Source organism: Pseudomonas sp. FFPRI_1, from assembly GCF_055384485.1.
The window spans coordinates 6,042,606-6,069,032 of sequence record NZ_AP029168.1 but is presented as its reverse complement, the minus strand read 5'-3'; the positions used below and the strand labels follow the sequence as shown (position 1 = coordinate 6,069,032).

Sequence of the window (26,427 nt, the reverse complement as noted above, 5' to 3'; positions counted from 1 at the left end):
TTATTAGTGGCGGGGTTTGGGTTTGCCGTGCTTGGCGCGCAGCGGGTCGAGCAGGTCGGACAGGCCGTTGTGGTCGATCTCCTGCATCAGGGCCAGCAGGCCGCCGAGCTCGCCCTTGGGGAAGCCCTCGCGAGCGAACCAGTTCAGGTAGGGCCCGGGCAGGTCGGCGAGGATGCGGCCCTTGTACTTGCCGAAGGGCATTTCCCGGGTGATCAGCAGTTCAAGTGTTTCAGGAGTCATGGCGATCGCCGTGGTGTGATTCGAACGTCCTGGAAAATACAGGCATTCTGCATGCAGGCCAAATGACAGATCATGCAAATAACGCGGATACAGATGGTTCATTAATTTTTAAGTTATTGAAAAATAAGTAATATTTTAAAATTTCAGGTCTGGCATGGCGGGTGCAACAGTTAACTCAACTCTCGCAACCCGCAAGGAACCAGAAAATGACTGACTTGAATAAAGAAGCGATTTCGGTACTCAACAGCCTGATCGAGACCAGCAAGGACGGCCAGGAAGGGTTCAAGACCTGTGCCGAAGACATCAAGCATCCTGAGCTCAAGGCGCTGTTCATCAAGCGCTCCACCGATTGCGCCACTGCCGCGGCCGAACTGCAGTCGGTGGTACGTTCCATGGGCGGTGATCCAGAGACCTCCACCAGCGTCAGCGGCGATCTGCACCGTCGCTGGGTCGACCTCAAGTCGCTGGTGACCGGCAAGGACGAGGAGGCGGTGCTCAACGAAGCCGAGCGTGGCGAGGACCATGCACTCAAGGCTTATAAAGAGGCCCTGGAGAAAATCAACAAGCACAACCTGGTGGGCATCCGTGATGTGGTAGAGCGCCAGTACCATGGTGTGCAACGCAATCACGACCAGGTGAAAGCCCTGCGTAACCAGGCTCGTGCTCGTTCGTAACGACTAGAGCCTGTCAAAAACGCCAGCCAGTCTGGCGTTTTTTTATGGCCGCGATTTAGTGCTGGACGACATTTAGTTAGCTAGCTAATAATTAGCCTGTGCCCGCCCGTGGCCATCGCGACTATCGTTAATTCGTCCCTTCAAGAGTCTCAGTCCGTGCCTATAACCCTGCAGGCTTTGCTTGCTCCCAATCGCTCCGCGCTGCAATTCGCGATCAAGACCCTGCTCGGCGGTGGTCTGGCATTGTGGCTGGCATTGCGCTGGGGGCTGGAGCAGCCTGCCTGGGCACTGATGACGGCGTTCATCGTCGCCCAGCCGCTTTCCGGGATGGTGCTGCAAAAGGGCCTGGCGCGGCTGCTGGGGACGCTGATCGGGACCATCATGTCGGTGCTGTTCATGGGGCTGTTCGCCCAGACGCCCTGGTTGTTCCTGCTGGCCCTGGCGTTGTGGCTGGGGGTGTGCACCGCCAGTTCCACCTTGCTGCGCAGCGCCTGGTCCTATTCCTTCGTGCTGGCCGGCTACACCGTGGCGATCATTGCCTTGCCCGCCATCAGCCATCCCCTGGGGGTATTCGACCAGGCGGTGGCGCGTTGCACGGAAATCTCCCTGGGGATCATTTGCGCCACCGCCAGCAGCGCGCTGATCTGGCCGATGCGGGTCGAGCGCCAGCTGGCCGATCAGGCCCGTGCTGCCTGGCAAAGCGGGATGCAGGCAGCCCGCGCAACCCTAGCCGGCGATGCCCTGGCACGCAAGGGGCTGCTGGAGATACTCGGACGCATCGTCGCCGTGGATTCCCAGCGTGAACATGCCTGGTTTGAGGGGCCGTCGGGCCGGCAGCGGGCCCGGGCCATCAGTGGCCTGAGCCAGAAACTGCTGATGCTGTTGCGGATCTCCCGTTCGGTACGGCGCCAGTGGAAGCAACTGGACGCCGATGAGGCCCGGCAGCTGCAGGGCTGGATGGCGGAGGTACAGGAAACCCTGGCCGCCGCCGAGGGCTCTGGCCTGCAGGCGCTGCGCTCGCGTCTGCTGCAGGCGTCCCGCGATCCGTCGATCAGCCCGGCGCAAGGTTTTTGCCTGGCGCGATTTGCCTTGTTGCTGGACACCGCTCTGGCGGCGACCCAGGCCCTGGATGCGGTGCAACAGGGGCGGGCACCGCTGGAGCAGCCGGCGACCCTGACCCCCCACCGTGACCTGTCGTTGGCCCTGGTGTTCGGGGCCCGCAGCGCCCTGGCATTCCTGACGGTGGCCAGTTTCTGGATGGCCACCGCCTGGCCTGCGGCCTCGGGAGCGATGCTCCTGACCTGCGTGGTCTGCAGCCTGTTTGCCAGCCGTGAGAATGGCGCGCAGATCGGCATGAGCTTCATGCGCGGGATCTTCCTGGCGATCCCGGCAGCATTCCTCGTGGGAGAGATCCTGCTGCCCCAGTGGAGCGGCTTTGGGATGCTCGCGATGGCCATGGGCGTGCCGCTGTTTCTCGGTGCCCTGGGCATGGCCAACCCGAAGATAGGTGCCACGGCGACCTCGTTCTGCCTGCACTTCATCGTGCTGATCTCACCGATGAACCGCATGAGTTTCGATGTTGCCAGTTTCTTCAACAATGCCCAGGCCATGGTCCTGGGAGTGGGCGCCGCGGTGCTGGCCTTCCACCTGCTGATCCTGCGTAACCCGGCCTGGCATGGCCGGCGCCTGCTGGCGGCGACCTTGAGCGACCTGGTGCGCCTGACCCGGCGCAACCTGCGGGGGGCGGAAAGCTGGTTTGGCGGACGCATGGCCGATCGCCTGCTGCAATTGGCCCGACATTACCCGGAACTGCCGGAGCCGGCCCGCAGCCGTTGGGACGATGGTTTGCTGGGCCTGGATATCGGTGACGAGCTGATGCACCTGCGCCTGAGCCTGGCGGTGGCTCAAGTTCCGGTCAGTGCGGCTCAGCGGGCGTATTTCGAACACTTGCAGCGCACCCTGGAACAAGGCCCGGCGGGCAGTCGCCAGGATGCCCTGGTCGCGCCCAGTGCCGCCTTGCTCGAATCCCTCGGGCAGCAGCCTGCCAGTGATGCCCTGAAGCTGGCCCAGGGTGCGGTGCTGCAATTGCAAAACAGCTGGCGCAGTTGGTGCCGGCAGCAGGAGGAAAGTCATGGGGCTGCGTGAGTGGTCGTTGGGCGGGGTGCTGCTCAGCCCGTTCCTGATTTATGTGGTGCTGGCGCTGGTTGTCACCGGTGTCTTGCGCGTGTTGGTGCGTTTTGCCGGGCTAGGTCGCTGGATCTGGCACGAGGCACTGTTCGATTGTGCCCTGTACGTCTGCGTGCTGACGCTGATCACGGTCGTTCTCGGACCTTTATGAGGAGTTGATTATGCGTACACCCGTACGTGTCGCTTTTACCCTGTGCCTGGTGGCGGTGGCGATCTTTGCCGGCTATCACCTGTGGCAGTACTACATGCTGACTCCCTGGACCCGGGACGCGCGGATTCGCGCCGACGTGGTGATCGTGGCCCCGGATGTGTCCGGCTGGGTGCGCGAGCTCAAGGTGGCGGACAACCAGCAGGTCAAGGCCGGTGACTTGTTGCTGAGTATCGACCGCGAGCGCTTCGAGGCTGCCGTGGAAAAAGCCCAGGCGGTGGTGCAGACCCGCCAGCAGCAATTGAGCCTGCGTGAGCACGAGGCCAGCCGCCGTGCGGCCCTCGGGCCCCAGGCCATCAGCGCCGAGCTGCGGGAGAATGCCCAGATCAATGCCGGCATCGCCCGGGGTGAACTGCGCCAGGCCCAGGCCGAGGCCAAGGTCGCCGAATTGAACCTGGCCCGCAGCCAGGTGCATGCCCCCCGTGACGGGCATATCACCAACCTGCGACTGGCCGAGGGCAACTACGTCAATGCCGGGCAGCCGGTGATGGCGCTGATCGATGATTCGACCTTCTACGTGCAGGCGTATTTCGAGGAAACCAAGCTGCCGCGGATCCAGGTCGGTGACCCGGTGAAGGTCTGGCTGATGAGCGCTGGCGATGCCTTGCAGGGGCATGTGGAAAGTATCAGCCGCGGGATCACCGACCGTAACGCCACGCCGGATGGGCAACTGTTGGCGGAAGTCGAGCCGACCTTCAACTGGGTGCGCCTGGCCCAGCGGATTCCGGTTCGGATCAAGCTCGACAAGGTGCCCGAAGGCATCAACCTGAGCGCCGGCATGACCGCCAGCGTTCAGGTGGAGGAGGGCGGTCGGCTGTAGGAGCTGGCTGGCCAGCAAGGGTGCTGCAAGGCGCAAGGCCCGAGCGCCGGCAAGCCTACTCCCGGGGGATTCAACCGATGGTGATGGCCGGCAGGGTCGGCAGGGTCACGGTCTGTTGCTTGCGCGGGGCGAGGATCTCGGCTTCGCCGTCCACCACCAGCTCGTCGCGCTGGTTGAACACGCGGGTGGCGATGCGCACGCGGAATTTCGGCAGTTTTTCGAGGATTTCCAGGCGCACGGTCAGGGTGTCGCCAATCTTTACCGGCTTCTGGAAACTCATCTGCTGGCCGATATAGATGGTGCCCGGGCCGGGCAGTTCGCAGGCCACTGCGGCACTGATCAGGGCGCCACTGAACATACCGTGGGCAATGCGCTCCTTGAACATGGTGGTGGCGGCGAACTCCGGATCCAGGTGCACCGGGTTGTGGTCGCCGGACATGGCGGCGAACAGCTGGATGTCACGCTCCTCGACGGTCCTGCTGTACTGGGCGGTCTGACCGACTTCCAGGGCGTCGTAAGGGGTGTTGGTAACCTGGGTCATTGTGCTGAAATCCTCTGGCAGGTAAAGGAGCGTACTGACCCTTTGGCGCTTCACTCCGCCCGCGGCGGCCGGCGGTGTTGCAGCGCCTGTTCGAGCCAGGCCAGTACGTCGTGGGTCACTTGGTCACGGTTGCTTTCGTTGAACAGCTCATGCCGTGCCTGCGGGTAGATATTGAGCTGCAGGCACTGGCTGCCGGCCTCGCGCAAGGCGCTGGCCAGATCCTTGAGACGCTTGCCATCGCTCACCGGATCACATTCGCCGCCCATGACCAGCAATGGCAGCCCCGGATCGATCTGCTTCAGGTTGGAAATCTTGCTGATCTGTTGCAGGCCGCCCAGCAGGTCGATCCACAGTTGGTTGGTGCAGCGATAGCCGCATAGCGGGTCATTGACGTATTTGTCGACCTCCTGCGGATCCCGGCTGAGCCAGTCGAAGGCCGTGCGGTTGGGCTTGAAGGCTTTGTTGAATGAGCCAAAGGACAGCCACTCGATCAGCGCGCTGCGCCCCTGGCCGCCCTGGCGCCAGCGCTCGAAACGGGCAATCAGGCTGGCGGCGCGGTACAGGGCCAGTGGCTGGAAATTCGAGCCGCTGAGAATCGCCCCGTGGAGGCTGGCGCTGTGGTGCAGCAGGTAGGCCTGGGCAATGTAGCTGCCCATGCTGTGGCCCAGCAGCACGATGGGCGTGCCGGGGTGCTGCTGGCCGATGTGCTGGTTGAGGCTGGCCAGGTCGCCGACCACCTTGCTCCAGCCGTTCTGGTCTGCGTAGTGCCCCAGCACTCCCTGTTCCGCCGTCTTGCCGTGGCCGCGCTGGTCGGGAGCGTAGACGGCATAGCCTGCGGCGCACAGGGCCTGGGCCTGGCGCCCATAGCGCCCACTGTGCTCGGCCATGCCATGGGACAGCAAGACCACCGCCTGCAGCGGCGGCTCGGGCAGCCATCGGTTGACGAAGAGGCGCTGCTGATCGCTCGTGGTCAACCAGAATGTGTCGTGGGTCATGGCGATTCCTTTGCGCGAAGACGCTGCACTTTATAGCGCATCGACGCTTGTGCGTCTGATTCGCGCGCCTGTTGGAAGCAAGATTCATAAAATTAATGACACACTTGCGCATATTTGCCTGGATCGCCAGAGCTGCTAACGTCCCAGGAGCTCCGCCCCTGATAGCGTTACAGTGGCGGCCCGGACAGCTCAGGTACAAAAAGAGGACAAGAATAATGCAGCCTGATTTCTGGAATGATAAGCGCCCCGCCGGCGTCCCCAATGAAATCGACCTGGGGGCCTTCAAGTCGGTGATCGAGGTGTTTGAGCGTTCCTGCAAGAAATTTGCCGATCGCCCGGCCTTCAGCAACATGGGAGTCACCCTTACTTACGCCGAGCTGGAACGCTACAGCGCGGCCTTTGCCGGTTATCTGCAAAGTCATACCGACCTGGCGCCGGGGGATCGGATCGCGGTGCAGATGCCCAACGTCCTGCAGTACCCGATCGCGGTATTCGGTGCCTTGCGGGCCGGGTTGGTGGTGGTCAACACCAACCCGCTGTACACCTCCCGTGAGATGCGTCATCAGTTCAAGGACTCCGGTGCCCGGGCCCTGGTCTACCTGAATGTCTTCGGGCAGAAGGTCCAGGAGGTGCTGGCGGACACCGATATCCAGTTCCTGATCGAGGCCCGGATGGGCGACATGATGCCCACGGCCAAGGGCTGGCTGGTCAATACGGTGGTGGACAAGGTCAAGAAGATGGTCCCGGCCTACCACCTGCCCCAGGCCATCTCCTTCAAGAGCGCCCTGCGCCTGGGCCGTGGCCAGGGGATCAAGCCGCTGCAAGTGGCCCTGGACGATGTGGCGGTGCTGCAGTACACCGGTGGCACCACCGGTCTGGCCAAGGGCGCGATGCTGACCCATGGCAACCTGGTGGCCAACATGCAGCAGGCTCGCGCCTGCCTGGGGCAGCATGGGCCAGACGGTCACACCCAATGGCGTGAAGGCCAGGAAGTGATGATCGCGCCGCTGCCGCTGTACCACATCTATGCCTTCACCGCGAACTGCATGTGCATGATGGTCACCGGCAACCACAACGTGCTGATCACCAACCCGCGGGACATCGGCGGGTTCATCAAGGAATTGAAGAACTGGCGCTTCTCGGCGCTCTTGGGCCTGAACACGCTGTTCGTCGCGCTGATGGATCACCCGGAGTTCAAGCACCTGGATTTCTCCAACCTCAAGCTGACCAACTCCGGCGGCACGGCCCTGGTCAAGGCCACAGCGGAGCGCTGGCAGAAGCTCACCGGTTGCCGGATCACCGAAGGCTACGGCTTGACCGAAACCTCGCCGGTGGCCTGTACCAACCCTTACGGCGATCGTTCACGCCTGGGCACTGTCGGCCTGCCGGTGCCGGGCACTACCTTGAAAGTCATCGATGACCAGGGTGTCGAGCAGCCTCTGGGCGAGCGGGGCGAGCTGTGCATCAAGGGGCCGCAGATCATGAAGGGCTACTGGCAGAATCCCGAGGCGACTGCCGAGGTGCTGGATGCCGAAGGCTGGTTCAAGTCCGGAGACATTGCGGTGATCGATCCGGACGGCTTCGTGCGTATCGTCGATCGCAAGAAGGACATGATCATCGTCTCGGGCTTCAACGTGTACCCCAACGAGATCGAAGACGTGGTCATGGCCCATCCCAAGGTCGCCAACTGCGCCGTGATCGGCGTGCCGGACGAACGTTCCGGGGAGGCGGTGAAGCTGTTTGTGGTTCCCCGTGAAGCGGGCGTCAGCCTCGAAGAGCTCAAGGCCTACTGCAAGGAAAACTTCACCGGTTACAAAGTGCCCAAGCACATCGTGCTGCGTGATTCCCTGCCGATGACTCCGGTGGGCAAGATCCTGCGTCGCGAATTGCGCGACATCGCCTGATCCCTGGCTGTTTGAGCGCGCGGGCAAGCCGGTTGGTACAACGAGCTTGCCCGCGCTTCGTTTGCAGGGCGCAAAGCCCCGGGCTAGAGCCTGATTCGTAGTTATAGAATCTTTGCTCTAAAAATGACCATTAAGATGTCTTGAGTCAATTAAGTGACTATTCAGGCTTTCTTTGGCCCTAGGCGGCCTTTTCCAAAGCTGCTACTCTCGGCGCGCTTTGTGACTTCTCGGCCTACGTAAACAGCCAGACTCACCAACAAAAAGACACCAATAAAAAACACACACCAATAAAAATCGCATCAAATGCGGTGATGAATTCGCGTTGCTGAGGAGTGGGCTTCCATGATCGAAGACTTTTGGAAGGATAAGTACCCAGCTGGGATTGCTGCCGATATCAATCCTGACGAGTATCCGAATATTCAGGCGGTGTTGAAGCAGTCCTGCCAACGTTTTGCTAACAAACCGGCCTTTAGCAACCTCGGCAAGACAATCACCTACGGTGAGCTGTACGAATTGTCGGGCGCCTTTGCCGCGTACCTGCAACAGCATACCGATTTGCAGCCCGGCGATCGAATCGCTCTGCAACTGCCCAACCTGCTGCAATACCCGGTCGCGGTATTCGGTGCGATCCGCGCCGGCCTGATCGTGGTCAACACCAACCCGCTGTACACCGCGCGGGAAATGGAACACCAGTTCAACGATTCCGGGGCCAAGGCCCTGGTTTGCCTGGCCAACATGGCCCATCTGGCAGAGACCGTGGTGCCCAAGACCGGCGTCAAGCACGTGATCGTCACTGAAGTGGCGGACCTGCTGCCGCCGCTCAAGCGCCTGCTGATCAACAGCGTGGTCAAGTACGTGAAGAAGATGGTGCCGGCCTATCACCTGCCCCAGGCCGTCAAGTTCAACGACGTGCTGAGCAAGGGCCATGGCCAGCCGGTGCAGGAAGCCAACCCTGCCAGCGGCGACGTGGCGGTGCTGCAATACACCGGCGGCACCACCGGGGTGGCCAAGGGCGCGATGCTGACCCACCGCAACCTGGTGGCCAACATGCTGCAGTGCAAGGCGCTGATGGGGTCCAACCTCAACGAAGGCTGCGAGATCCTCATCACCCCGCTGCCGCTGTACCACATCTATGCCTTCACCTTCCATTGCATGGCCATCATGCTCATGGGCAACCACAACATCCTGATCAGCAACCCGCGAGACCTGCCGGCGATGGTCAAGGAACTGTCGAAGTGGAAGTTCAGCGGTTTTGTCGGCCTCAACACTCTGTTCGTTGCCCTGTGCAACAACGAAGCCTTCCGCAAGCTGGATTTCTCCGCGTTGAAAGTCACCCTTTCCGGGGGCATGGCCTTGCAACTGGCAGCGGCCGAGCGCTGGAAGTCGGTGACCAATTGCCCGATCTGCGAAGGTTACGGCATGACCGAGACCAGCCCCGTGGCCACGGTCAACCCGATCCAGAACATCCAGATCGGCACCATCGGCATTCCGGTGCCTTCGACCTTGTGCCGGGTGATCAACGACGCCGGTGAAGAACTGCCCCTGGGTGATGTCGGCGAGCTGTGTGTGAAGGGGCCGCAAGTGATGAAGGGCTACTGGCAGCGCCAGGACGCCACCGACGAAGTCCTCAGCAGCGAAGGCTGGTTGAAGACCGGTGACATTGCGCTGATCCAGCCCGATGGCTACATCCGCATCGTCGACCGCAAGAAGGACATGATCCTGGTCTCGGGTTTCAACGTGTACCCCAACGAGCTGGAAGATGTGCTGGCTTCGTTGCCGGGCGTCCTGCAGTGCGCGGCGATCGGCGTGCCGGACGAGAAGTCCGGCGAGACCATCAAGATCTTCATCGTCGCCAAGCCCGGCGTGACCCTGACCAAGGAGCAGGTGATGGAGCACATGCGAGCCAACGTCACCGGCTACAAGGTGCCCAAGGCCGTGGAGTTCCGCGACGCCCTGCCGACCACCAACGTTGGCAAGATCCTGCGCCGCGAGCTGCGGGACGAAGAGCTGAAGAAGCTTGGCGTGAAGAAGTAAGCGCTGGCTCCAATAAAAAGCCCCGCCAGTGCGGGGCTTTTTATTGGTCTTCAGGCCGTTACGGCCAGCCTGTCGAGTGCTGCGGGAAGGCTATTGCTGGAACTGGGTGAAGCTTACGCCGGTACCGGCCGGGCGCACGTCCTTGAGGAACGAGTCCTTGTCGGCGCTGAGCTCCAGGCTCAGGGCGGCCTTGCGCTTGCCTTCGTTGCGAATCACCAGGCCCTCGAGTTTTTCCCGCAGGAACACGGTGGGCACTTTGAGGTGCAGCAACTGATCGGTGTCCGGGGTGTGCAGCAACAGGTGCACCCATTCGTACTGACCAATGGCCAGGCGGGTGACCAGGATATCGAACCACCAGATGTTGCGGTTGCGGTTCAGCTCCGCGAAATGGCAGTTGTTGACGCCCAGCACCGCACCGCCCAGTTCCTGGTTTCTACGGGCGATGGCCTGCTTTTTATCGAGTTTCATAACATTCCTACGGGGATTGGATCTTCAGTGCTTGGCCTGAACAGGCCGAGCATTCTCCCGGGTTGCCCGACAAACATAAAGCGCAACCTCGGATCGGCGATGAAATGCCGGAAAAAAAATTGAAACTCTGCGCGAAGGCCGCGGGTCAACCTTGGGTAACGCTAAAACCCCTTTGTTCGATCAATGAATGTTCTACGGAGAAATACCATGGGCAGCACAGCGGATAAGGCAAAAGGTCTGGCTAACGAAGCCATCGGCAACGTCAAGCAGGGCGTCGGCAAAGCTACCGACAACACCAAGCTGCAGGCTGAAGGCAAGCTGCAGGAGAAGAAAGGCGAAGCCCAGCAAGCAGTGGGCAAGGCCAAGGATGCGGTGAAAAAGACCATCGACAAGGCCTGAAAACAGCGCGCTCGATGATGCACTGCAGCGGCCATCCTCGGATGGCCGTTTTCATGTGCGCCGGCAGGTCTGGATCGGGCAATCAATCAATGGAAATGGTTGCGAGTCGCCAACTAGGCTAATTTGTTGTAGAAAACGCCCCCTGAGTCGCCATCGACTTCTGACCTTTTTGCGGCGAAAGGAGACGCTATGATTTTTCCGGACCTCAAAGGTTTGCCCCTGCACCGTGTACTGATCCGCACGGTCAATGAGTTTATCGCGGACGAGATGTCCACCTACGCTTCGGCTCTGGCCTACCAGATGCTGTTTTCGCTGTTCCCCTTCATTCTGTTTCTGATCGCCCTGATCGGTTTCCTGCACCTGCCGGACTTCTTCACCTGGCTGCGCCTGCAATCGGAAATGGTGCTGCCCCCGGAGGCCCTGGAGCAGGTGAATCCGGTGATCGACCAGTTGCAGCAATCCAAGGGCGGCCTGCTCTCCATCGGTATCGTCATCGCCCTGTGGACGGCCTCGGCGGGCGTGCGGCTGATGATGAGCGCGATGAACGCCGCCTACGACGTGGTCGAGGGTCGACCGATCTGGAAGCGCTTCCCGCTGTCGGTGTTCTATACCGTGGGCATTGCCGGCATGCTCCTGGCTGCCGCGGCGCTGATGGTGCTGGGGCCGCAGGTGATGACCTGGCTGGCGGGGCAGGTGGGCCTGGAAGAGTTCATCGTCACCCTGTGGACCGTCCTGCGCTGGCCGGTGATCGTGCTGCTGATGATGGTGGCCGTGGCGCTGATGTACTACGTGATGCCGGACGTGAAGCAGAAGTTCCGTTTCATCACCCCGGGGTCGGTGCTGGCGGTGGTGGTGTGGATCGTTGCCTCCCTGGGGTTTGCCTACTACGTGAAAACCTTCGCTAACTACAACGCCATGTATGGCAGTATCGGCGCGATCATTGTATTGCTGCTGTACTTCTACATCTCCGCAGCGGTGCTGTTGCTGGGGGCGGAGATGAATGCGGTGATCGAGCACATGTCGGTCGAAGGCAAGGATCCTGGCGAAAAGGACTTTGACGGGCCCGGCGACAAACAACACGTTTCGGGACTGGGCCGGGATCACTCGCCCCAGCCGAGCACAGACGAAGCCTGAACATGATCCGTGAAATCCTCAAGATGGGCGATGAACGCCTGCTGCGCATCGCTCCCCCGGTCCCGCCGGAGATGTTCGACAGCGCCGAGTTGTGGCAGCTGATCGACGATATGTTCCAGACCATGGAAAGCGTCGGCGGGGTCGGCCTGGCGGCGCCGCAGATCGGCGTCGACCTACAGTTGGTGATCTTCGGGTTCGAGCACAGCGAACGTTACCCGGACGCTGAAGCGGTGCCCCAGACCATCCTCATCAACCCGCTGATCACTCCCTTGAGCCCGGTGCTGGAAGAGGGCTGGGAAGGTTGTCTGTCGGTGCCCGGGCTAAGGGGCGTGGTCGAGCGTCATCAGCACATACGCTATGAGGGCTTCGATCCCAAGGGCGAACCCATCGTGCGCGTGGCCTCGGGTTTTCATGCCCGGGTGGTGCAGCACGAGTGCGATCACCTGATCGGCCGGTTGTACCCGTCGCGGATTACTGACTTCAGCCGGTTCGGTTTCAGCGAAGTGCTGTTCCCCGGCCTCGACCCCAACGCCGACGAGTAAGCCCGCCAGCGTGCCACACCTGGATCAAGGTTGCGCTGGGACGCAGACGGTGCCCATGGCCAGTAGCGGCTTGCTGCGTCGGTAGCGGGCCAGGCGCTCGACCAGAGCCGGTGGCAGAACGGGATCGCAGGAAAACCCCATGGCCTGATACAGGTCCTTCAGGTCCGGATGGCAAAACAGCCAGACCGGGCCTTCGACCTGGTTCCGGGCTTGGGCCACCAACTGGGTGGCCAGCCCCTGGCCGCGGCAGGTCGGGGCGACGAACAGACCGGTCAGCCAATGCCCCTGGGCGACCGGGGTCAGGCTCATCCCGGCAATGATTTGAGGATTGCGGGCGACCCAGAGTTGCCCTTCGGCTCCTGCGCGCATGGGGGACCGGTGCTGGCGATAGAACTTGTTCAGCAAGGGACGAGAGGCCTCGGCAAGCAGGCTGAACTGGGGGCTGGGCATGGGCATTCCGGGGCGGTGGCACAAAGCGGCAGATTATAAAGGAACCCCCGAGTGCCTATCGGTGCTATACCTCAAATCTGTTCCCGTCGCAGTGGAGTGAGCATCATGTCCAAAGGTATGAATGCGAAGAAAAACGCCAAGAAAAAACCGGCAAAGAGCGCTGATGAGAAGCGTGCCGAGAAGAAGGCCCGGAAAACCGAAGTCAACGTCTTCGGCCATTGATCCTCCGGCCCGGACAAAGCCCGCCTTGCGGGCTTTGTTTTTATCCCACCGAAAGGTTTGACGGCATGAGGTCGGCCGCGGGGTGGCTTGCCGCAGCTTGCGCCTGGGCTAGGCCAGCTCGATGGCCAGTGCCTGCTGCACCGTCGGGCGTTGCTCGATCCGTGCCTGGAAGCGCAGCAGTGCCGGCCAGGAGGCCAGGTCGATGGCAAATGTCGCGGTCCAGCGCAGCACGGTGAACAGATAGGCATCGGCAATCCCGAAGCGCTCGCCTTGCAGGTAGTCCTGTCGCTCGAGTCTCTGCTCGAGCAAGGCAAGGCGCTTGAACAGCTTTTGCCGGAACAGCGCTTTCACGGATTCATCGAGTTGTGGATTGAACAGCCAGCCCATGGTGCCGTGAACTTCGCTGCCGATGAAGTTCAGGGTTTCCTGCAGCCGCACCCGCTGCCAGCTGCCGTTGACTGCAGCAAGACCGGCCTCGGGCTTGAGGTCGGCGAGGAATTGCAGGATCGCCGGGCCTTCCGTCAGCACTTCGCCATTGTCCAGCTGCAGGGCGGCGACGTAACCCTTGGGGTTGATCTCGAGGAAGTCCCGACCGTCGGCCGTACGCTTGCTGCGGTTGTCGACCCGGATCGCCTCGAAGGGCAACTGCAACTCCCGCAGCACGATATGGGCGGCCAGGGAACAGGCTTGAGGGGCATAGTAGAGTTTCATCGGCAGCTCTCTGGTGAAGGTGCTGGCCAGTGTCGGCGGCAAGCGCGGTATGGGTAAAATTAATCTTTCAGATCCATGCCATAAGGACAGCTACTGCCATGATGAACCTGATGCATTGGCGCCTGCTGGTGGCGATTGCCGAGTGCGGGACCATTACCCGTGCCGCCGAGCAGGTGGGCATGACCCAGTCCGGGGCCAGCCAGGCGCTGGCGCAACTGGAAGACATGCTTGGCGTGCAGTTGTTCGTTCGGGAAAACCGCCAGGCGCTGCCCACGGCAATCGGCCTGCGGGTGCTGGAGCAGGCGCGGCTGATGCTCGGGGCCCTGGCGCAGATCCGCCGTCAGGTGGACACGGCGCGTGGCATTCCCCAGGGCAGCGTGCGCCTGGCGGGTTTCCCCATGGTCCTGGCGAACCTCCTGCCACCCTTGCTGCGCCGTTTCAATCAGCTGTACCCAGGGATCGAGGTGATACTGCTGGAGGTCAGCGACGATGAAGTCGAGGCCTTGCTCGATGCGCAACTGGTGGACCTGGGGGTGGTGCTCAACCCGCCCGCCGAGCGCCGCTCCTGGTTGCTCGGGCGTGACTCCTGGGTGGCGGTACTGCCTCAAGAGCATCCTTGGCAGGCCCCGACCATCGATCTGCAAACCTTGCTCGCCCAGCCCTTTGTCCTGGCCACCGGAGGCTGCTCGGTGAACGCGCGCAGCCTGGCGGCCGATGCCGGCCTGCAGTTGGCGGATGTGCGGGTGCAAGTGCGTGAGTGGAACAGCGCCTTCAGCCTGGTGCGTGAGCAACTGGGGGTGACCCTGGTGCCGCAGAGCACCTTGCCCAAACAGCGCCAGGGGCTGCGGGTACTGCCCCTGAGTACGGCAATCGAACGCGAGTTTGCCCTGGTGACAGCCCCGGGGCGTGAACCGGACGAGTTGGTCCTGGCGTTTCTGGAGGTGCTTGCACAGCGGTAGCCTGACGCTCGGTGCAGACCCTGGATGCGCAATGTTTATGTCTTATTTGATACTTATCGCGATTGCGTCCAATGCTCTTTAAGTTGTGAAAACGGACTGACTGGTGGTCTTGCATAGAGTCGATGGCTGGCTATGCTCAATTGTGAAAAAGCGTATCGACTGCTTTATGAGTGGTGTCCGCAAAAAGCTTTACGCCCTTGTAACCAGTAGCGTGCAACCCGCAGCAGGGGCAACAACGAAGTCATCAATAAAGGTGAGAGTGCGCAACTAGAGGCACCAGTTGTTCAGGAGCATTTAATTAGATGGAGTTTCTTTGTTAGGTCGGGCCCGCAAGCGGGTCATCAAGAAAAGGATGGCTTGATAAGAGCGTTGCAACATGGACTCTCCGATTAAACATCATTTATCACCTGACACTTCCTCTCTCATCTGGAGGGAGGCGCTTGCCATGTTTCATGGAACGTTGTGGTGGATCAGTTGAAAGACTAGAAACTTCCGTCAATCAAAAGACAGCGTTGAAGGTGATACAACCATGTTTAACCTACATCACAAGGCTGACCTGCTTGAGATCGAGCGATTTAATTGTGCGCTGAGCGAGGCCAATGCCAAGTTGGCGGCGATCAGCTGTTCCATGGCCATGATCGAGTTTTCGCCTGATGGCATCGTCCTTGAGGCCAATGATAATTTTTGCCAGGTCATGGGGTATTCCGCCGAGGAGATCCGCGGCAAGCACCATCGGATTTTCTGCGAAGAAGAATTCTATCGCAGCGAGGAGTACACCAAGCTGTGGCGCGACCTGGCCCGGGGCGAGCCCATCAGCGGGACGTTCCTGCGGCTGGACAAGCGCGGCCGGGAGATTTGGCTCGAAGCCAGCTACATGCCGGTGTTCGATGCTGAACGTCGGGTCAGGAGTGTGATCAAGGTGGCCTCGGACATCTCCGAGCGCATCCATACCGAGCATGAGAACCAGAGCCTGTTGAATGCCATCGGCCGTTCCATGGCGGTCATCGAGTTCAGTCCGGACGGCAAGATCCTGGGTGCCAACGACAACTTCCTCAAGACCATGCAGTACTCCCTGAACGAGATCGTCGGCCAGCACCACAGCATGTTCTGTCACCGGGCCGAGGCCGAGTCCAGTGAATACAAGCAGTTCTGGGCCTCATTGAACCGTGGCGAGTACCATTCCCACCGTTTCGAGCGGGAAAACAAGTACGGCCAGACGGTATTCCTCGAGGCCTCCTACAACCCGTTGTTCGATGCCAAGGGCCGTTTGTACAAGGTGGTCAAGTTCGCCAGCGATATCACCAACCAGATGACCACCCTGCAGTCCGCCGCCGAGTCGGCCCACAGCACCTCGGTGCAGAACGACGCCTGTGCGCAGAAAGGTTCGGAAGTGGTGCAGCAGACCGTAGAGATCATCCAGCAGATTTCCCATGACCTGAACGAAGCCGCACGCAGCATCGATGCGGTGAGCAAGCAGTCGGAGATCATCGGCAGCATTGTCCAGACCATCCGCGGGATTGCCGATCAGACCAACCTGCTGGCGCTCAATGCGGCCATCGAGGCGGCGCGGGCCGGCGAGCATGGGCGGGGGTTCGCGGTGGTGGCGGACGAAGTGCGCAGCCTGGCGGCGCGGACCAGCCAGGCGACGGTGGAGATCGTCGAGGTGGTGCGCAAGAACCACGACCTGTCCATGAGCGCGGTGACCAGCATGCAGTCGAGCCTGAGCCGTACCGGAATCGGGGTCGAGCTGGCGAACGAAGCCGGTGAGGTGATCCTGGAGATCCAGCAAGGTTCACGGCATGTGGTGGATGCCATCAGCCAGTTCAATTCGACCTTGCAGTTGCAGTAAGCGGATTCTGCCAGGCACAAAAAAGGGTTCCTCGCGGGAACCCTTTTTCGTTGGGCGTCATTACAGCGAGGCGAGGAATTTCTCGTCCACCGGTGTGGTGCCTTTCTCTTGCTGGGCCAACTGCATCTTGTCCTGCAGGCGCTTGGCGATTTCCTGGTTGATTGCCAGTTGCCGCTCGGGTGGCAGGCTCTTCAGGTCTTCCTCGGTCAGGCCCAGGTCTTTCAGGATGCTGTCCCGCAGGCGCTGTTCCGGGGTCTTGCTCATGTAGTCCTTGAATTCGCTCAAGGCACCGGTCTCCGTGGCGCTGGTGGCCTGGGGAGCGCTGGTGACAGGCGGTGTGGCCTGGAGCAGGACGCGGGTCTTGGCGAAGGCCGCATTGACGTTGTCGTTCACGGTACTGGCCTGCTGGCTGGCCTGGGACGCCGGAACGGTCACGGAGTTCTGGGCCTGCTGCAGCATGCCACTGTACAGCGCGCTGGCGGCTGCGGTGGTCGGGTCCATATCGGTGCGCGAGGTGGGCTGCACCGAAACGGATTTCTGGGCGTTGACCAACATGATCGGGAACCTGTGTAAGGGAACTAGGCTGATGATTTAGCAAGTTCCGTGCCGATAATTAATTCTTTATATATCAACGGGTTGTCTTGCCGAGCCATTTCGGAGCGGCAGAAAGCGGACAAGTCTTGCCGCTTTCTGGCAATCGAGAGGTCATCGGCATCCGGCAGCCGGATCAGTAGGTGATGGGAATGCCGAAGTCCTCCTGGAAGGCATCGTCCACCGGTTCATAACCCAGGACCCGGGTGGTTTCGCTCAGGTCCAGGCGCTTGAAGCGATTGTTGGAGATGCCATGGCCGATCAGGTATTGCACCCCGGGGGTTTCCACTGCTCGTTGCAACAGTTGCACGGCATCCCGCGGGCTGAGCCAGGCGCTCAGGTCGCGGGTGGTGGTCAACTCGTGGCGGCGCGGGTCCTCGAATGCGCCGATGCGCAGGGCAATGCACGACAGCCCGCGCTTGCCGGCATAGAAGGCGCACAGGGCTTCGCCGTAGCATTTGCTCACGCCGTACAGGTTGGCCGGCATCACCGGCATGCCTGGGGTGATCTGTCGGTCCACCGGGTAACCCTCGATGGTCTGGGCGCTGCTGGCGAAGACCAGGCGCCGGCAGCCGACGTTTGCCGCCGCCTCGAACAGGTAGGTGGTGGCGAGGATGTTGTTGGGCAGCAATTGGTCGAAGCTGGCGCTGGCGTGGGGGATGCCGGCCAGGTGCACGATGACGTCGATACCCGTCAACAGGCGGCTGATGGCCTGCGGGTCGTCGAGATCCTGGCGCACGAAGCGGTGCGGCTCGGGAATCTCGAAGTCCGGTTCCACGCGGTCGGTCAGGGTGAAGCGATAGCGCTCCTTGGAGCCCTGGAAAAATACCTTGCCGATTCGGCCACAGGCGCCGGTCAACAGTATGTTGAGTCCATTCATGTCGAGTCTCTGTTGGGGAAGGGGGAGTCAGGGTGTGTTGTTGCGTCCATGCAGGAGGAAGCCCGGCCGTTGACTGAGACGCTCGTAGTAGGCGTTCACGGCCGGCAGGTCCGGGTGCTCCATGGGGGTCATCTTCCAGCGGTTGACCGAGAGCCCAAGGACGACATCTGCCAGGCTGAAGTCTGCTCCGAGAACGTAGGCGCCGGAGCGTTCAAGCTGCTGCTCGAGGATCTGCATCTTGGCGTTCCAGGCCAGGAGGCTGGCGCCGATGCGCCGGCTGTCCTGGCAATCTGCATGCTGGCGGACCAGCCCCATGAAGGCGTAGCTCCAGGAAGGGTTGAGCTCGGTGGCCTGCCAGTCCATCCATTGCTCCACCAGGGCCCGGGCGCGGGGCGCGATGGGTAGCAGGCCGCTGCCGGGGTGCTGGTTGGCCAGGTAGCGACAGATACTGTTGGATTCCCATAGCACGCCTGCATCATCGATCAACACCGGGACCTGGGCGTTGGGATTGAGGGCCAGGAATTGGGCGCTGTGGGTTGACTGAAAGCCGCTGCCCCAGTCTTCCTGTTGATAGGCGAGTCCAAGCTCTTCACAGGTCCACAAGACTTTCCTGACATTGATGGATGAGGCTTTACCGAGAATTCTGCAGAGGGTTCCCATGACGCTTCCTTGTTCGTCGTACAGGTTGGCCCGGTGAATCTAACAGTGTGGCGCGTGCGCGGCGACGATCAATTTGCCCCGCGGCAGCTTGCGCGATGTTCAGGCCGGATCGGGCAGGGCCGATGCCGGCAGGCCGAAGACGCGGTCGAACAGCCAGTTGAAGGCGAAGGTGTAGCAGGGAATGAACAGGATCAGCGCCAGGTCGAGGAGAAAGGCCTGGACCAGGCTGATGTGCATCCACCAGGCGATCAGCGGGATCAGGAACACGATCAGTGTCAGTTGAAAGCCCACGGCATGGGCGATGCGCCGCTTGACCGTGCGGGTGCGTGACGGCTGGCGGCTTTCCCAGCGCTCGAACAGGGTGGTGTAGATGAAGTTCCAGGTCACCGCGATGCTGGTGATGACCACGGCCAGCGGCCCGGTACTGCTGGGGGAGGTGCCGCTCAGCAGGGCCAGGCCCAGGGCCGAGAAGGTCATGCCGAACACCTCGAACAGGGAGACATAGACCAGTTTGCGTTTCACGCCTTGCATGGGAATTCCTCATTATTGAATGCACGCGGCCAGCGGCGGGGCTGGCGAAGGAGGGCGAAGATAGCTTCAATCGAGGTGACAGAAAAAGTCAGTAGCTTTCAGTTTTTCTGATAGGTTGGCGGCCATGAACTTTTCCAGCGACAGCATCCAGTTGTTTCTCGCCGTGCTTGAGCGCGGCTCCTTTTCCGCGGCGGCCCGCTCTTTGGGCAAGGTGCCCTCGGCCGTGAGCATGGGCATCGCCAACCTGGAGGCCGAGCTGGGGTATGCCCTGTTCGATCGTCGCCATCGCGAGCCGGTGCCGACGCCGTTGGCCCTGTCCCTGGCGCCCCATGCGCGGCTGATCGCCGACCAACTCAAGCAGTTGCAGGTGCATGCCATCGAGCTGTCCCTGGGGCTGGAGAGCAAGCTGTCGATCGCGGTGGTCGATGACATCGACAAACGGCGCGTGCTGGCCGCCATCAAGCTGATCGCCGAGCGCTATCCGTTGCTGGAGGTCGAGGTGCTCAGTGGTCCCCAGGATGACGTGCTGCAGTTGCTGCACAGTGGCCGGGTGAGTGTCGGCGTGGCCTTTGCCGGCCTCAGCGTCAATGTCCTGGAGTACTTCCAGTACCTGGGCAGCGAGCAGGTCGTGGCCTGTATTTCGCCCCGGCACCCGGTGTTCCAGGCCTGCGATGGCTCCTTGTACCTGGAGGAATTGATCAAGGTGCGCCAGGTGGTGGTTGCCAGCCGGGACCTGCCCATCAGCGATACGCGGCCGTTGGTGGGCGAGTCGCTGTGGCGCACCGACAGCCTGGCCATGGCCCTGGACATGGTGGAGGCGGGCATCGGCTGGGGCAATTTTCCGATGTCGGTGATCGGGTCGTTGCTGGCAAGGGGGCGGCTGCAGCGCCTGAAGTTCAAGAACATCGACAACGGCCTGTTATTGCCGGTGCATGCGGTGTGGTTGAAGAACCAGCCCCTGCAGAAGGGCGCCCTGGCCCTGGTGCAGTTGCTCAGCGGCGAGGACCCGGCGCTGGGGCCGCTGGCCCCGCCCGCCTGAACTCTTACGGCAGGGCTTGCCGGCGTAGCCAGTGCAGCAGTTTTGCGGTTGCCGAATCCGGGTCCACGGCCTGGGGGGAGAGCAGGTAATAGGCGCTGCCATCGGCGACAAAGCCGAAGGGGGCACCCAGCAACCCGCCGGCCAGGTCATCACGCACCAGTTGCCAGGGGGCGATGGCCAGCCCCAGCCCCGCCACGGCCGCTTGCAGGCTGAAATAGAAGTGTTCGAAGACCTGCTCCTGGGCGCTTGGCGCCCCCGGTAATTGCTTGAGTTGCAGCCACTGTTCCCAGGCCTGTGGCCGGGTGGCGCTGTGCAGGCGCGGGGCCTGTTCCGTCAGTGATGGCGTGCCCTTGGGGGCGGGTGTCCAGTCGGCCTGACGCTCGGGGCGGCACACCGGGCCTATGGCTTCGTCGAACAGCCAGTGGGCCTGGGTCTCGCGGCTCCAGGCAAAGTCGTTGCGGCGGATCGCCAGGTCGATCCCGGCATGGAACGAGAAGGGCCCGCCACCGGCCAGCAACTGGATCGCGACCTCGGGATGCTCGGCATAGAAGCCCGGCATGCGCGGAATCAGCCAGCGCATCAGCAGGGTCGGCTCGCAGGACAACACCAGCGGCGCCTCGGGAGCCGGGGCCCGCAGGCGGCTGGCGGTGTGCTCGATCAGGTCCAGGGCCTGGGTCACGCTGTGCAGCAGTTCGGCTCCGGCGGCGGTGAGAAAGACCCGCTGGCTACGGCGCTCGAAGAGTGGGGTGCCGAGGTCTTCTTCCAGGGCGCGCACGGCACGGCTGATGGCGCCGTGGGTCAGGTGCAGGGTTGCCCCGGCCTGGGTGAAGCTTTCCAGGCGTGCAGCGGCTTCGAAGCAGCGCAAGGCGCTCAGCGGGGGCAGGCGTCGTCGCGCGAACTGTGAGTTTTTATCACCGTGAGTGTCAGTTTTCATCGTTATCGGCCTGGGCAAGGGTCCCAATACAGTAGCGCCTGATTCTATAGCCTAGGCGTATTCAACGTGACTGAACTGTTACTCGTTATCACCATTACCATTCTCGCGGTACTCAGCCCCGGGGCCGACTTTGCCCTGGTCACCCGCAACAGCCTGTTGCTTTCCCGTCGCCACGGAGTGCTCACGGCCCTGGGGATCGGGCTCGGGGTCATGGTGCATATCGGCTACAGCCTGCTGGGGGTGGGGGTGCTGTTGCAGCAGTCGCTGCTGTGGTTCAACGGGCTGAAGATCGCCGGGGCGCTGTACCTGATCTACCTCGGTATCAAGCTGTTGCGCAGCCCTGTGCGGCGCCCGGGGGAGGAAGGGGCGGCAGAGCTCGGGATGTCGGCCTGGGGCGCGTTGCGCAGTGGCTTTCTGACCAATGCCCTGAACCCCAAGACGATGATTTTCGTCCTCAGCCTGTTCATGCAGGTGATCCAGCCGGGCACGGCCCTGCCGGTGCAGATCGGCTACGGCGCGATCATCGTCCTGGCCCACGTGCTGTGGTTCGTGCTGGTGGCGCTGTTTTTCTCGGCGCCGGCGATTGCCGGCCGGCTGCTGGCCTACAAGCGCCGGATCGATCAGGTGTTCGGTGTCGTGCTGGTGGGCTTCGGCCTGTTGCTCAGTGTCCTGAGCATCAGGCCCTGAACGGGGTCAGGTGCTTTCCCGGATCCGCAGTTCGAAGCCCATGTCCACCACCGGTTCGGCTACGCTGTTGCCCGCCAGCAGGGTCAGCATCTGTTCGGCGGCGCGGCGGCCGATGGCTTCCCGTGGGGTACTGATGCTGCTCAGGCGCGGCACCATGTGCTCGGAGGCGGGCAGGTCGTTGAAGCCCAGTACCGCCACTTGCTCGGGAACCTTGATCCCGCAGCGCATGGCTTCGAGCAGTGCGCCATGGGCCAGGTCGTCATTGCCAAAGAAGATCGCATCCACCTGGGGCTGGCTCTGCATCAGTTGCAGGAACAGCTCCGCGCCCAGGCCGACCGACGATGGGCGCGGGGTCAGCAGCTCCAGGTCGGGGTTGTACAGCCCGGCTTGCTGCAGGGCACGGCGGAACCCCTCGCCGCGCAGCAGGGTGCGCTGGTCCAGCTGTGCGCCGACGTAGGCCAGGTGCTTGCGCCCGCGGGAAATCAGGTGCTGGGCGGCCGTCTCGCCGGCGTTCAGTTGCGAGAAGCCGACACAGTTGAGCCCGGCGCCGGAGTCCAGGTCCATCATGTAGACGCAGGGAATATTGTTCGCCTCGATCATCCGCCGGGCGCTTTCGGTGCGGTCGAAACCGGTCAGCAGCAGGCCCCGCGGCTGATAGGTCATATAGTTGCGCAGCAGGTTCTCTTCTTCGTCCCGGGAATAGTGGCAATTGCCGATCAGCACTTCGAAGCCCTTGGGCCGCAGGACCTGATGGATGGCTTCCAGGGTCTCGATGAACAGCAGGTTCGACAGCGACGGCACCAGCACCACCACCGACTGGCTCTGGGCCGAGGCCAGGGCGCGGGCGGCGGAGTTGACCACGTAGTTCAACTCCAGCGCGGCCTTCTGCACCTTTTCCACCAGGTCGGTGGCCACGCTGCTGATGCCGCGCAGGGCCCGGGAGGCAGTAATCGGGCTGACGCCAGCCAGGCGTGCCACTTCATTGAGGGTGGGGCGCCCCGTGGTGCGGGTGTTTTTGTCGTTTTTATGAGTGGTCATCAGACGGCTTGCCAAACAAAATTCAAGTCACTAAGGTAGCGCTGTCCTGAGACAGCTGCAATGCGTGAGCGAGGTGTGCCTGACCCTCGCTCTTTGGTTTGGCGGACTATATACGCGGCAACCCACAAAAATGACAAGAAGGCGTCGGCAGACACTGTTTTTGTACTAGAACTAGAACTAGCGAAGGTAGCGCTGTCTGCGCGCTGAGGTGTTACATGAGTCAATCGATTACCGCCCTGGTCATCATGGGTGTCGCCGGCTGCGGCAAGTCCAGCGTCAGCCAGGCCCTGTGCCAGCGCAATGGCGCCACGGCCATTGAAGGCGATACGTTCCACCCTGCCGCGAACATCGCCAAGATGAGTGCCGGTATTCCCCTCGACGACGACGACCGCGCCGGCTGGCTCGACAGCCTGTGCGATGAACTGCGTCGTGCCCTGGCTGCCGGCCAGCGTCCGGTGCTGACCTGCTCGGCATTGAAGCGCAAGTACCGCGAGCGCCTGCGCACCGCGACGCCGGGCCTGGGTTTCGTGTTTCTCGAACTGACGCCCGCCGTCGCCGCCGACCGCGTGGCGCATCGGCCAGGGCATTTCATGCCGTCGACCCTGATCGACAGTCAGTTCGCCACCCTCGAATCCCCGGTGGGGGAGCCGCTCACCCTGGCCCTGGATGCCAGCACCCTGAGTGTCCAGCGCCTGGCCGAACTGGCCGATCAATGGTGGCTGGAGCATGACTCTGAATCTTCACATTAAGTGCTGGCTGGAAAAAGGTAGCGCTATCCCACTCGGCCCTTGTTTTTAACGCTTTAATAAAAACAACAAACCGGAGGCACCCCCCATGTTTGGCATGTCCCAAGAGACCTATCTGCTGGTTGATGCAGTGGTCACCATCATCGGGCTGATCGTACTGATCACCCGTTTCAAGCTGCATCCCTTCATTGCCCTGACCATTGCTGCAGGCTTTCTCGGCCTGACTTCGGGCATGCCGGTGGACAAGATCATCAAGGCGTTCCAGGACGGCTTCGGCGGGGTGCTGGGTTTTGTCGGCATCATCCTCGCGCTGGGCACCATGCTCGGCAAGATGATGGCCGAGTCCGGTGGCGCCGATCAGATCGCCCAGACCTTGATCCGCTCGTTCGGCAAGGAGCGGGTGCAATGGGCGATGATGTTCGCCGCGTTCCTGGTGGGCATCCCGCTGTTCTTCGAGATCGGTTTCGTCCTGCTGATCCCCCTGGTGTTCATCGTGGCCCGGCGCACCGGTGTCTCGATCATCAAGATCGGCATCCCGCTGCTGGCCGGCCTGTCGGCGGTGCACGGCCTGGTTCCGCCGCACCCGGGGCCATTGCTGGCCATCGGCGTGTTCGGCGCCGACATCGGCAAGACCATTCTCTATGGCCTGATCGTCGCCCTGCCGACCGCGATCATTGCCGGTCCGATCTACGGCACCTTCATTGCCAAGTACATCCCGGGCCACCCATCCCAGGAACTGGTGGACCAGCTGGCGCGGGAAAACGAGAACACCAACCTGCCAAGCTTCAGCGTGACCCTGGCCACCGTGCTGCTGCCGGTGTTCCTGATGCTGCTCAAGACCTTCGCTGACGTGGTGCTGCCCGACGGGCATTTCTTCCGCATCTGGATGGACATGATCGGTCACCCGATCAGCGCACTGCTGCTGGCCTTGCTGTTGTCGCTCTACACCTTCGGCCACAAGCAGGGCATCGGCTCCAAGCAGATCCTCAAGCTGCTGGACGCAAGCCTCGCGCCGACTGCGGCGATCATCCTGATCATCGGCGCCGGCGGCGGCTTCAAGCAGATGCTGGTGACCAGCGGCGTGGGCGATGTGATCGGCCACATGGCGGTCAACGCGCAGATCTCGCCGATCCTCCTGGCCTGGCTGGTAGCCGCGGTGATCCGTATCGCCACCGGTTCGGCCACCGTGGCCACCATCACCGGTGCCGGCATCGTGGTGCCGGTGGTGGGGATGATCCCCGGGGTCAACCGCGAGCTGCTGGTGCTGGCCACCGGCGCCGGCTCGCTGATCCTGTCCCACGTCAACGACGCCGGTTTCTGGCTGGTCAAGCAGTACTTCAACATGACCGTGGCCGAGACCTTCAAGACCTGGACCGCGATGGAAACCATCCTCTCGGTGGTGGGCCTGATCTTTATCCTGCTGCTGTCGCTGGTGGTGTAAGGCTCACCGCTGCAACACGGGCACAAAAAAACCGCATGGCTGCGGTTTTTTTGTGCCTGGTCATCGGCGCTCAGGACGTCTTGCTGACCAGCCCATCGGCGCGGAACATGCCACGGATACCGCGCACGGCCTGACGAATGCGGTCCTGGTTCTCGATCAGGGCGAAGCGCACGTGATCGTCGCCGTATTCGCCGAAACCGACGCCCGGCGAGACACAGACCTTGGCCTCGGCCAGCAGCTTCTTGGCGAACTCCAGGGAGCCCATCGCGGCATAGGCCTCGGGGATCTTGGCCCAGACATACATCGAGGCCTTGGGGTTCTCGACCATCCAGCCCAGCTCGTGCAGGCCCTTGACCAGCACATTGCGTCGTTGCCGGTACTGCTCGGCGATGTCCCGCACGCACTGCTGATCACCTTCCAGGGCAGCAATCGCCGCCACCTGCAACGGGGTGAAGGTGCCGTAGTCGTGGTAGCTCTTGATCCGCGCCAGGGCGCTGACCAGTTCCGGGTTGCCGACCATGAAGCCGATACGCCAGCCGGCCATGTTGTAGCTCTTGGACAGGGTGAAGAACTCCACAGCGATGTCCTTGGCCCCCGGCACCTGCATGATCGACGGGGCTTTCCAGCCGTCGTAGACGATGTCGGCGTAGGCCAGGTCGTGGATCACCAGCACGTCGTACTGCTTGGCCAGGGCGATCACTCGTTCGAAGAAGTCCAGTTCCACACACTGTGCGGTGGGGTTGGACGGGAAGCCGAGGATCATCATCTTCGGCTTGGGGATCGAGCCGCGGATCGCCCGCTCCAGCTCGGCGAAGAAGTCCACGCCGGGGATCAGCGGCACCGAGCGCACCTGGGCTCCGGCGATCACCGCGCCGTAGATGTGGATCGGGTAGCTGGGGTTGGGCACCAGCACCGTGTCGCCCTGGTCCAGGGTGGCGAGCATCAGGTGCGCCAGGCCTTCCTTGGAACCGATGGTGACGATGGCTTCGCTTTCCGGGTCGATGTCGACCTCGTAGCGGTCCTTGTACCAGCGGGAAATCGCCCGGCGCAGCCGCGGAATGCCCTTGGAAGTGGAGTAGCCGTGGGTGTCTTCGCGTTGGGCGACGGTGACCAGTTTCTCGACGATATGCGGCGGCGTGGGGCCGTCGGGGTTACCCATGCTCAAGTCGATGATGTCTTCGCCGCGCCGACGCGCAGCCATCTTCAGCTCGGCAGTGATATTGAAAACGTAGGGGGGGAGTCGATCAATGCGCGCAAAGCGGCGCGGCGAACCTTGTTCGGCCATTGTTGCCTCGAAAAGACGTAAGCGCCCGGAACCGTCCGAGCGACGTTGGCCACTGCGGTGGCCTGCGGGGCAGACGATAAGGGCGCCGGCAAGGGCTTGTCCAGAGGCCCTGGAAAATATTCTGCCGGGCACCGGTGGTGGCGCCGGGGGATTTGCGAGCCCGGGGGCTTTGCCGATATAACGTGCACGCTTCTTGCCTGCACCGGCAGCGACGATCCTCTGCCCGTGGCCTTTTCGGGGGGGCAACGGGTCGCCACC

Annotated in this window: 28 protein-coding genes and 1 pseudogene; 16 read left to right on the top strand and 13 right to left on the bottom strand. The window is 62.1% G+C overall.

What is annotated here, in order from left to right:
• Positions 1 to 3: 3 nt before the first annotated feature.
• Positions 4 to 240 carry a DUF3820 family protein gene (locus ACZ5BO_RS27025; protein ID WP_025126856.1) on the bottom strand — a complete coding sequence of 79 codons (237 nt, stop codon included), beginning with the start codon at positions 238 to 240 and terminating at the stop codon, positions 4 to 6.
• A gap of 206 nt (positions 241 to 446) precedes the next feature.
• Between ACZ5BO_RS27025 and ACZ5BO_RS27020 the strand changes: the two genes are divergently transcribed.
• From ACZ5BO_RS27020 to ACZ5BO_RS27005, 4 genes are all read left to right on the top strand, one after another.
• Entirely contained in the window at positions 447 to 914 is a 468-nt protein-coding gene (locus tag ACZ5BO_RS27020; RefSeq protein WP_011062859.1) for a ferritin-like domain-containing protein, read from the top strand.
• Positions 915 to 1,070: 156 nt separating this feature from the next.
• Entirely contained in the window at positions 1,071 to 3,059 is a 1,989-nt protein-coding gene (locus tag ACZ5BO_RS27015) for an FUSC family protein (protein WP_025126857.1), read from the top strand.
• On the top strand, positions 3,046 to 3,252 hold the full coding sequence (locus ACZ5BO_RS27010) for a DUF1656 domain-containing protein (RefSeq protein ID WP_025126858.1): 207 nt from the start codon (positions 3,046 to 3,048) through the stop codon (positions 3,250 to 3,252). Before ACZ5BO_RS27015 ends, ACZ5BO_RS27010 begins: the two co-directional genes overlap by 14 nt.
• A 10-nt stretch (positions 3,253 to 3,262) precedes the next feature.
• The gene (locus ACZ5BO_RS27005) at positions 3,263 to 4,129 is read left to right on the top strand and encodes an efflux RND transporter periplasmic adaptor subunit (protein ID WP_025126859.1); all 867 of its coding nucleotides are present in this window, start codon (positions 3,263 to 3,265) and stop codon (positions 4,127 to 4,129) included.
• A 70-nt stretch (positions 4,130 to 4,199) separates the two neighbouring features.
• Here the strand turns inward: ACZ5BO_RS27005 and ACZ5BO_RS27000 are convergent, their stop codons facing one another.
• Positions 4,200 to 4,670, bottom strand: a complete 471-nt coding sequence (locus ACZ5BO_RS27000; protein ID WP_025126860.1) for a MaoC family dehydratase — start codon at positions 4,668 to 4,670, stop codon at positions 4,200 to 4,202.
• 50 nt (positions 4,671 to 4,720) lie between these two features.
• Entirely contained in the window at positions 4,721 to 5,665 is a 945-nt protein-coding gene (locus tag ACZ5BO_RS26995; RefSeq protein WP_464697022.1) for an alpha/beta hydrolase, read from the bottom strand.
• A 215-nt stretch (positions 5,666 to 5,880) separates the two neighbouring features.
• On the opposite strand from ACZ5BO_RS26995, the gene fadD2 reads away from it, so the two are divergent.
• Positions 5,881 to 7,569: a long-chain-fatty-acid--CoA ligase FadD2 gene (gene fadD2 / locus ACZ5BO_RS26990; protein ID WP_464697021.1), complete on the top strand. Its 1,689-nt coding sequence runs from the start codon at positions 5,881 to 5,883 to the stop codon at positions 7,567 to 7,569.
• Positions 7,570 to 7,911: 342 nt separating this feature from the next.
• Complete coding sequence (fadD1, locus tag ACZ5BO_RS26985) at positions 7,912 to 9,603, top strand: long-chain-fatty-acid--CoA ligase FadD1 (RefSeq protein WP_025126863.1); 1,692 nt, start codon at positions 7,912 to 7,914, stop codon at positions 9,601 to 9,603.
• Between the two features lie 90 nt (positions 9,604 to 9,693).
• On the opposite strand, the gene ACZ5BO_RS26980 is transcribed toward fadD1, so the two are convergent.
• Positions 9,694 to 10,071, bottom strand: a complete 378-nt coding sequence (locus ACZ5BO_RS26980) for a hypothetical protein (RefSeq protein WP_025126864.1) — start codon at positions 10,069 to 10,071, stop codon at positions 9,694 to 9,696.
• A gap of 207 nt (positions 10,072 to 10,278) precedes the next feature.
• On the opposite strand from ACZ5BO_RS26980, the gene ACZ5BO_RS26975 reads away from it, so the two are divergent.
• The 3 genes from ACZ5BO_RS26975 (at position 10,279) to def (ending at position 12,146) form a co-directional block, all read left to right on the top strand.
• The gene (locus tag ACZ5BO_RS26975; protein WP_011062850.1) at positions 10,279 to 10,470 is read left to right on the top strand and encodes a CsbD family protein; all 192 of its coding nucleotides are present in this window, start codon (positions 10,279 to 10,281) and stop codon (positions 10,468 to 10,470) included.
• A 189-nt stretch (positions 10,471 to 10,659) separates the two neighbouring features.
• The gene (locus tag ACZ5BO_RS26970; RefSeq protein ID WP_025126865.1) at positions 10,660 to 11,604 is read left to right on the top strand and encodes a YihY/virulence factor BrkB family protein; all 945 of its coding nucleotides are present in this window, start codon (positions 10,660 to 10,662) and stop codon (positions 11,602 to 11,604) included.
• A gap of 2 nt (positions 11,605 to 11,606) precedes the next feature.
• A complete protein-coding gene (gene def / locus ACZ5BO_RS26965; RefSeq protein WP_025126866.1) occupies positions 11,607 to 12,146 on the top strand; it encodes a peptide deformylase in 540 nt (179 codons plus the stop codon).
• Positions 12,147 to 12,170: 24 nt separating this feature from the next.
• Here def and ACZ5BO_RS26960 read toward each other — a convergent pair whose 3' ends face one another.
• Positions 12,171 to 12,596: a GNAT family N-acetyltransferase gene (locus ACZ5BO_RS26960; protein ID WP_464697018.1), complete on the bottom strand. Its 426-nt coding sequence runs from the start codon at positions 12,594 to 12,596 to the stop codon at positions 12,171 to 12,173.
• Positions 12,597 to 12,926: 330 nt separating this feature from the next.
• Positions 12,927 to 13,529 carry a glutathione transferase GstA gene (gene gstA, locus ACZ5BO_RS26955; RefSeq protein WP_464697017.1) on the bottom strand — a complete coding sequence of 201 codons (603 nt, stop codon included), beginning with the start codon at positions 13,527 to 13,529 and terminating at the stop codon, positions 12,927 to 12,929.
• Positions 13,530 to 13,627: 98 nt separating this feature from the next.
• Between gstA and ACZ5BO_RS26950 the strand changes: the two genes are divergently transcribed.
• The 3 genes and pseudogenes from ACZ5BO_RS26950 (at position 13,628) to ACZ5BO_RS26940 (ending at position 16,337) form a co-directional block, all read left to right on the top strand.
• The gene (locus tag ACZ5BO_RS26950; protein WP_464697016.1) at positions 13,628 to 14,488 is read left to right on the top strand and encodes a LysR family transcriptional regulator; all 861 of its coding nucleotides are present in this window, start codon (positions 13,628 to 13,630) and stop codon (positions 14,486 to 14,488) included.
• 529 nt (positions 14,489 to 15,017) lie between these two features.
• Positions 15,018 to 15,788: pseudogene (locus tag ACZ5BO_RS26945) on the top strand (PAS domain-containing protein); the annotation flags it as partial.
• A 9-nt stretch (positions 15,789 to 15,797) separates the two neighbouring features.
• Complete coding sequence (locus ACZ5BO_RS26940; RefSeq protein WP_464701389.1) at positions 15,798 to 16,337, top strand: methyl-accepting chemotaxis protein; 540 nt, start codon at positions 15,798 to 15,800, stop codon at positions 16,335 to 16,337.
• Positions 16,338 to 16,397: 60 nt separating this feature from the next.
• Here ACZ5BO_RS26940 and ACZ5BO_RS26935 read toward each other — a convergent pair whose 3' ends face one another.
• The 4 genes from ACZ5BO_RS26935 to ACZ5BO_RS26920 all read right to left on the bottom strand — a co-directional run bounded on the left by ACZ5BO_RS26935 (position 16,398) and on the right by ACZ5BO_RS26920 (position 18,999).
• Positions 16,398 to 16,892, bottom strand: a complete 495-nt coding sequence (locus tag ACZ5BO_RS26935; RefSeq protein WP_025126871.1) for a hypothetical protein — start codon at positions 16,890 to 16,892, stop codon at positions 16,398 to 16,400.
• Positions 16,893 to 17,064: 172 nt separating this feature from the next.
• The gene (locus ACZ5BO_RS26930) at positions 17,065 to 17,808 is read right to left on the bottom strand and encodes an NAD-dependent epimerase/dehydratase family protein (protein WP_025126872.1); all 744 of its coding nucleotides are present in this window, start codon (positions 17,806 to 17,808) and stop codon (positions 17,065 to 17,067) included.
• A 27-nt stretch (positions 17,809 to 17,835) separates the two neighbouring features.
• Complete coding sequence (locus ACZ5BO_RS26925; RefSeq protein WP_025126873.1) at positions 17,836 to 18,468, bottom strand: glutathione S-transferase family protein; 633 nt, start codon at positions 18,466 to 18,468, stop codon at positions 17,836 to 17,838.
• A gap of 99 nt (positions 18,469 to 18,567) precedes the next feature.
• Complete coding sequence (locus tag ACZ5BO_RS26920) at positions 18,568 to 18,999, bottom strand: PACE efflux transporter (RefSeq protein ID WP_025126874.1); 432 nt, start codon at positions 18,997 to 18,999, stop codon at positions 18,568 to 18,570.
• Positions 19,000 to 19,123: 124 nt separating this feature from the next.
• Between ACZ5BO_RS26920 and ACZ5BO_RS26915 the strand changes: the two genes are divergently transcribed.
• Positions 19,124 to 20,038: a LysR family transcriptional regulator gene (locus tag ACZ5BO_RS26915; protein ID WP_464697014.1), complete on the top strand. Its 915-nt coding sequence runs from the start codon at positions 19,124 to 19,126 to the stop codon at positions 20,036 to 20,038.
• A gap of 4 nt (positions 20,039 to 20,042) precedes the next feature.
• Here the strand turns inward: ACZ5BO_RS26915 and ACZ5BO_RS26910 are convergent, their stop codons facing one another.
• The gene (locus tag ACZ5BO_RS26910) at positions 20,043 to 20,972 is read right to left on the bottom strand and encodes a LysR family transcriptional regulator (RefSeq protein WP_464697013.1); all 930 of its coding nucleotides are present in this window, start codon (positions 20,970 to 20,972) and stop codon (positions 20,043 to 20,045) included.
• Between the two features lie 66 nt (positions 20,973 to 21,038).
• Between ACZ5BO_RS26910 and ACZ5BO_RS26905 the strand changes: the two genes are divergently transcribed.
• Complete coding sequence (locus ACZ5BO_RS26905; RefSeq protein WP_025126877.1) at positions 21,039 to 21,659, top strand: LysE family transporter; 621 nt, start codon at positions 21,039 to 21,041, stop codon at positions 21,657 to 21,659.
• Positions 21,660 to 21,665: 6 nt separating this feature from the next.
• On the opposite strand, the gene gntR is transcribed toward ACZ5BO_RS26905, so the two are convergent.
• Positions 21,666 to 22,697, bottom strand: a complete 1,032-nt coding sequence (gntR, locus tag ACZ5BO_RS26900) for an HTH-type transcriptional regulator GntR (protein WP_464697012.1) — start codon at positions 22,695 to 22,697, stop codon at positions 21,666 to 21,668.
• Positions 22,698 to 22,912: 215 nt separating this feature from the next.
• Between gntR and ACZ5BO_RS26895 the strand changes: the two genes are divergently transcribed.
• Positions 22,913 to 23,446, top strand: a complete 534-nt coding sequence (locus tag ACZ5BO_RS26895; protein WP_464697011.1) for a gluconokinase — start codon at positions 22,913 to 22,915, stop codon at positions 23,444 to 23,446.
• 85 nt (positions 23,447 to 23,531) lie between these two features.
• Positions 23,532 to 24,884 (top strand): GntP family permease, encoded by a 1,353-nt coding sequence (locus ACZ5BO_RS26890; RefSeq protein ID WP_025126880.1) that lies wholly within the window; start codon positions 23,532 to 23,534, stop codon positions 24,882 to 24,884.
• A 70-nt stretch (positions 24,885 to 24,954) separates the two neighbouring features.
• Here the strand turns inward: ACZ5BO_RS26890 and alaC are convergent, their stop codons facing one another.
• Positions 24,955 to 26,169 carry an alanine transaminase gene (gene alaC, locus ACZ5BO_RS26885; protein WP_464697010.1) on the bottom strand — a complete coding sequence of 405 codons (1,215 nt, stop codon included), beginning with the start codon at positions 26,167 to 26,169 and terminating at the stop codon, positions 24,955 to 24,957.
• Between the last annotated feature and the right edge of the window lie 258 nt (positions 26,170 to 26,427).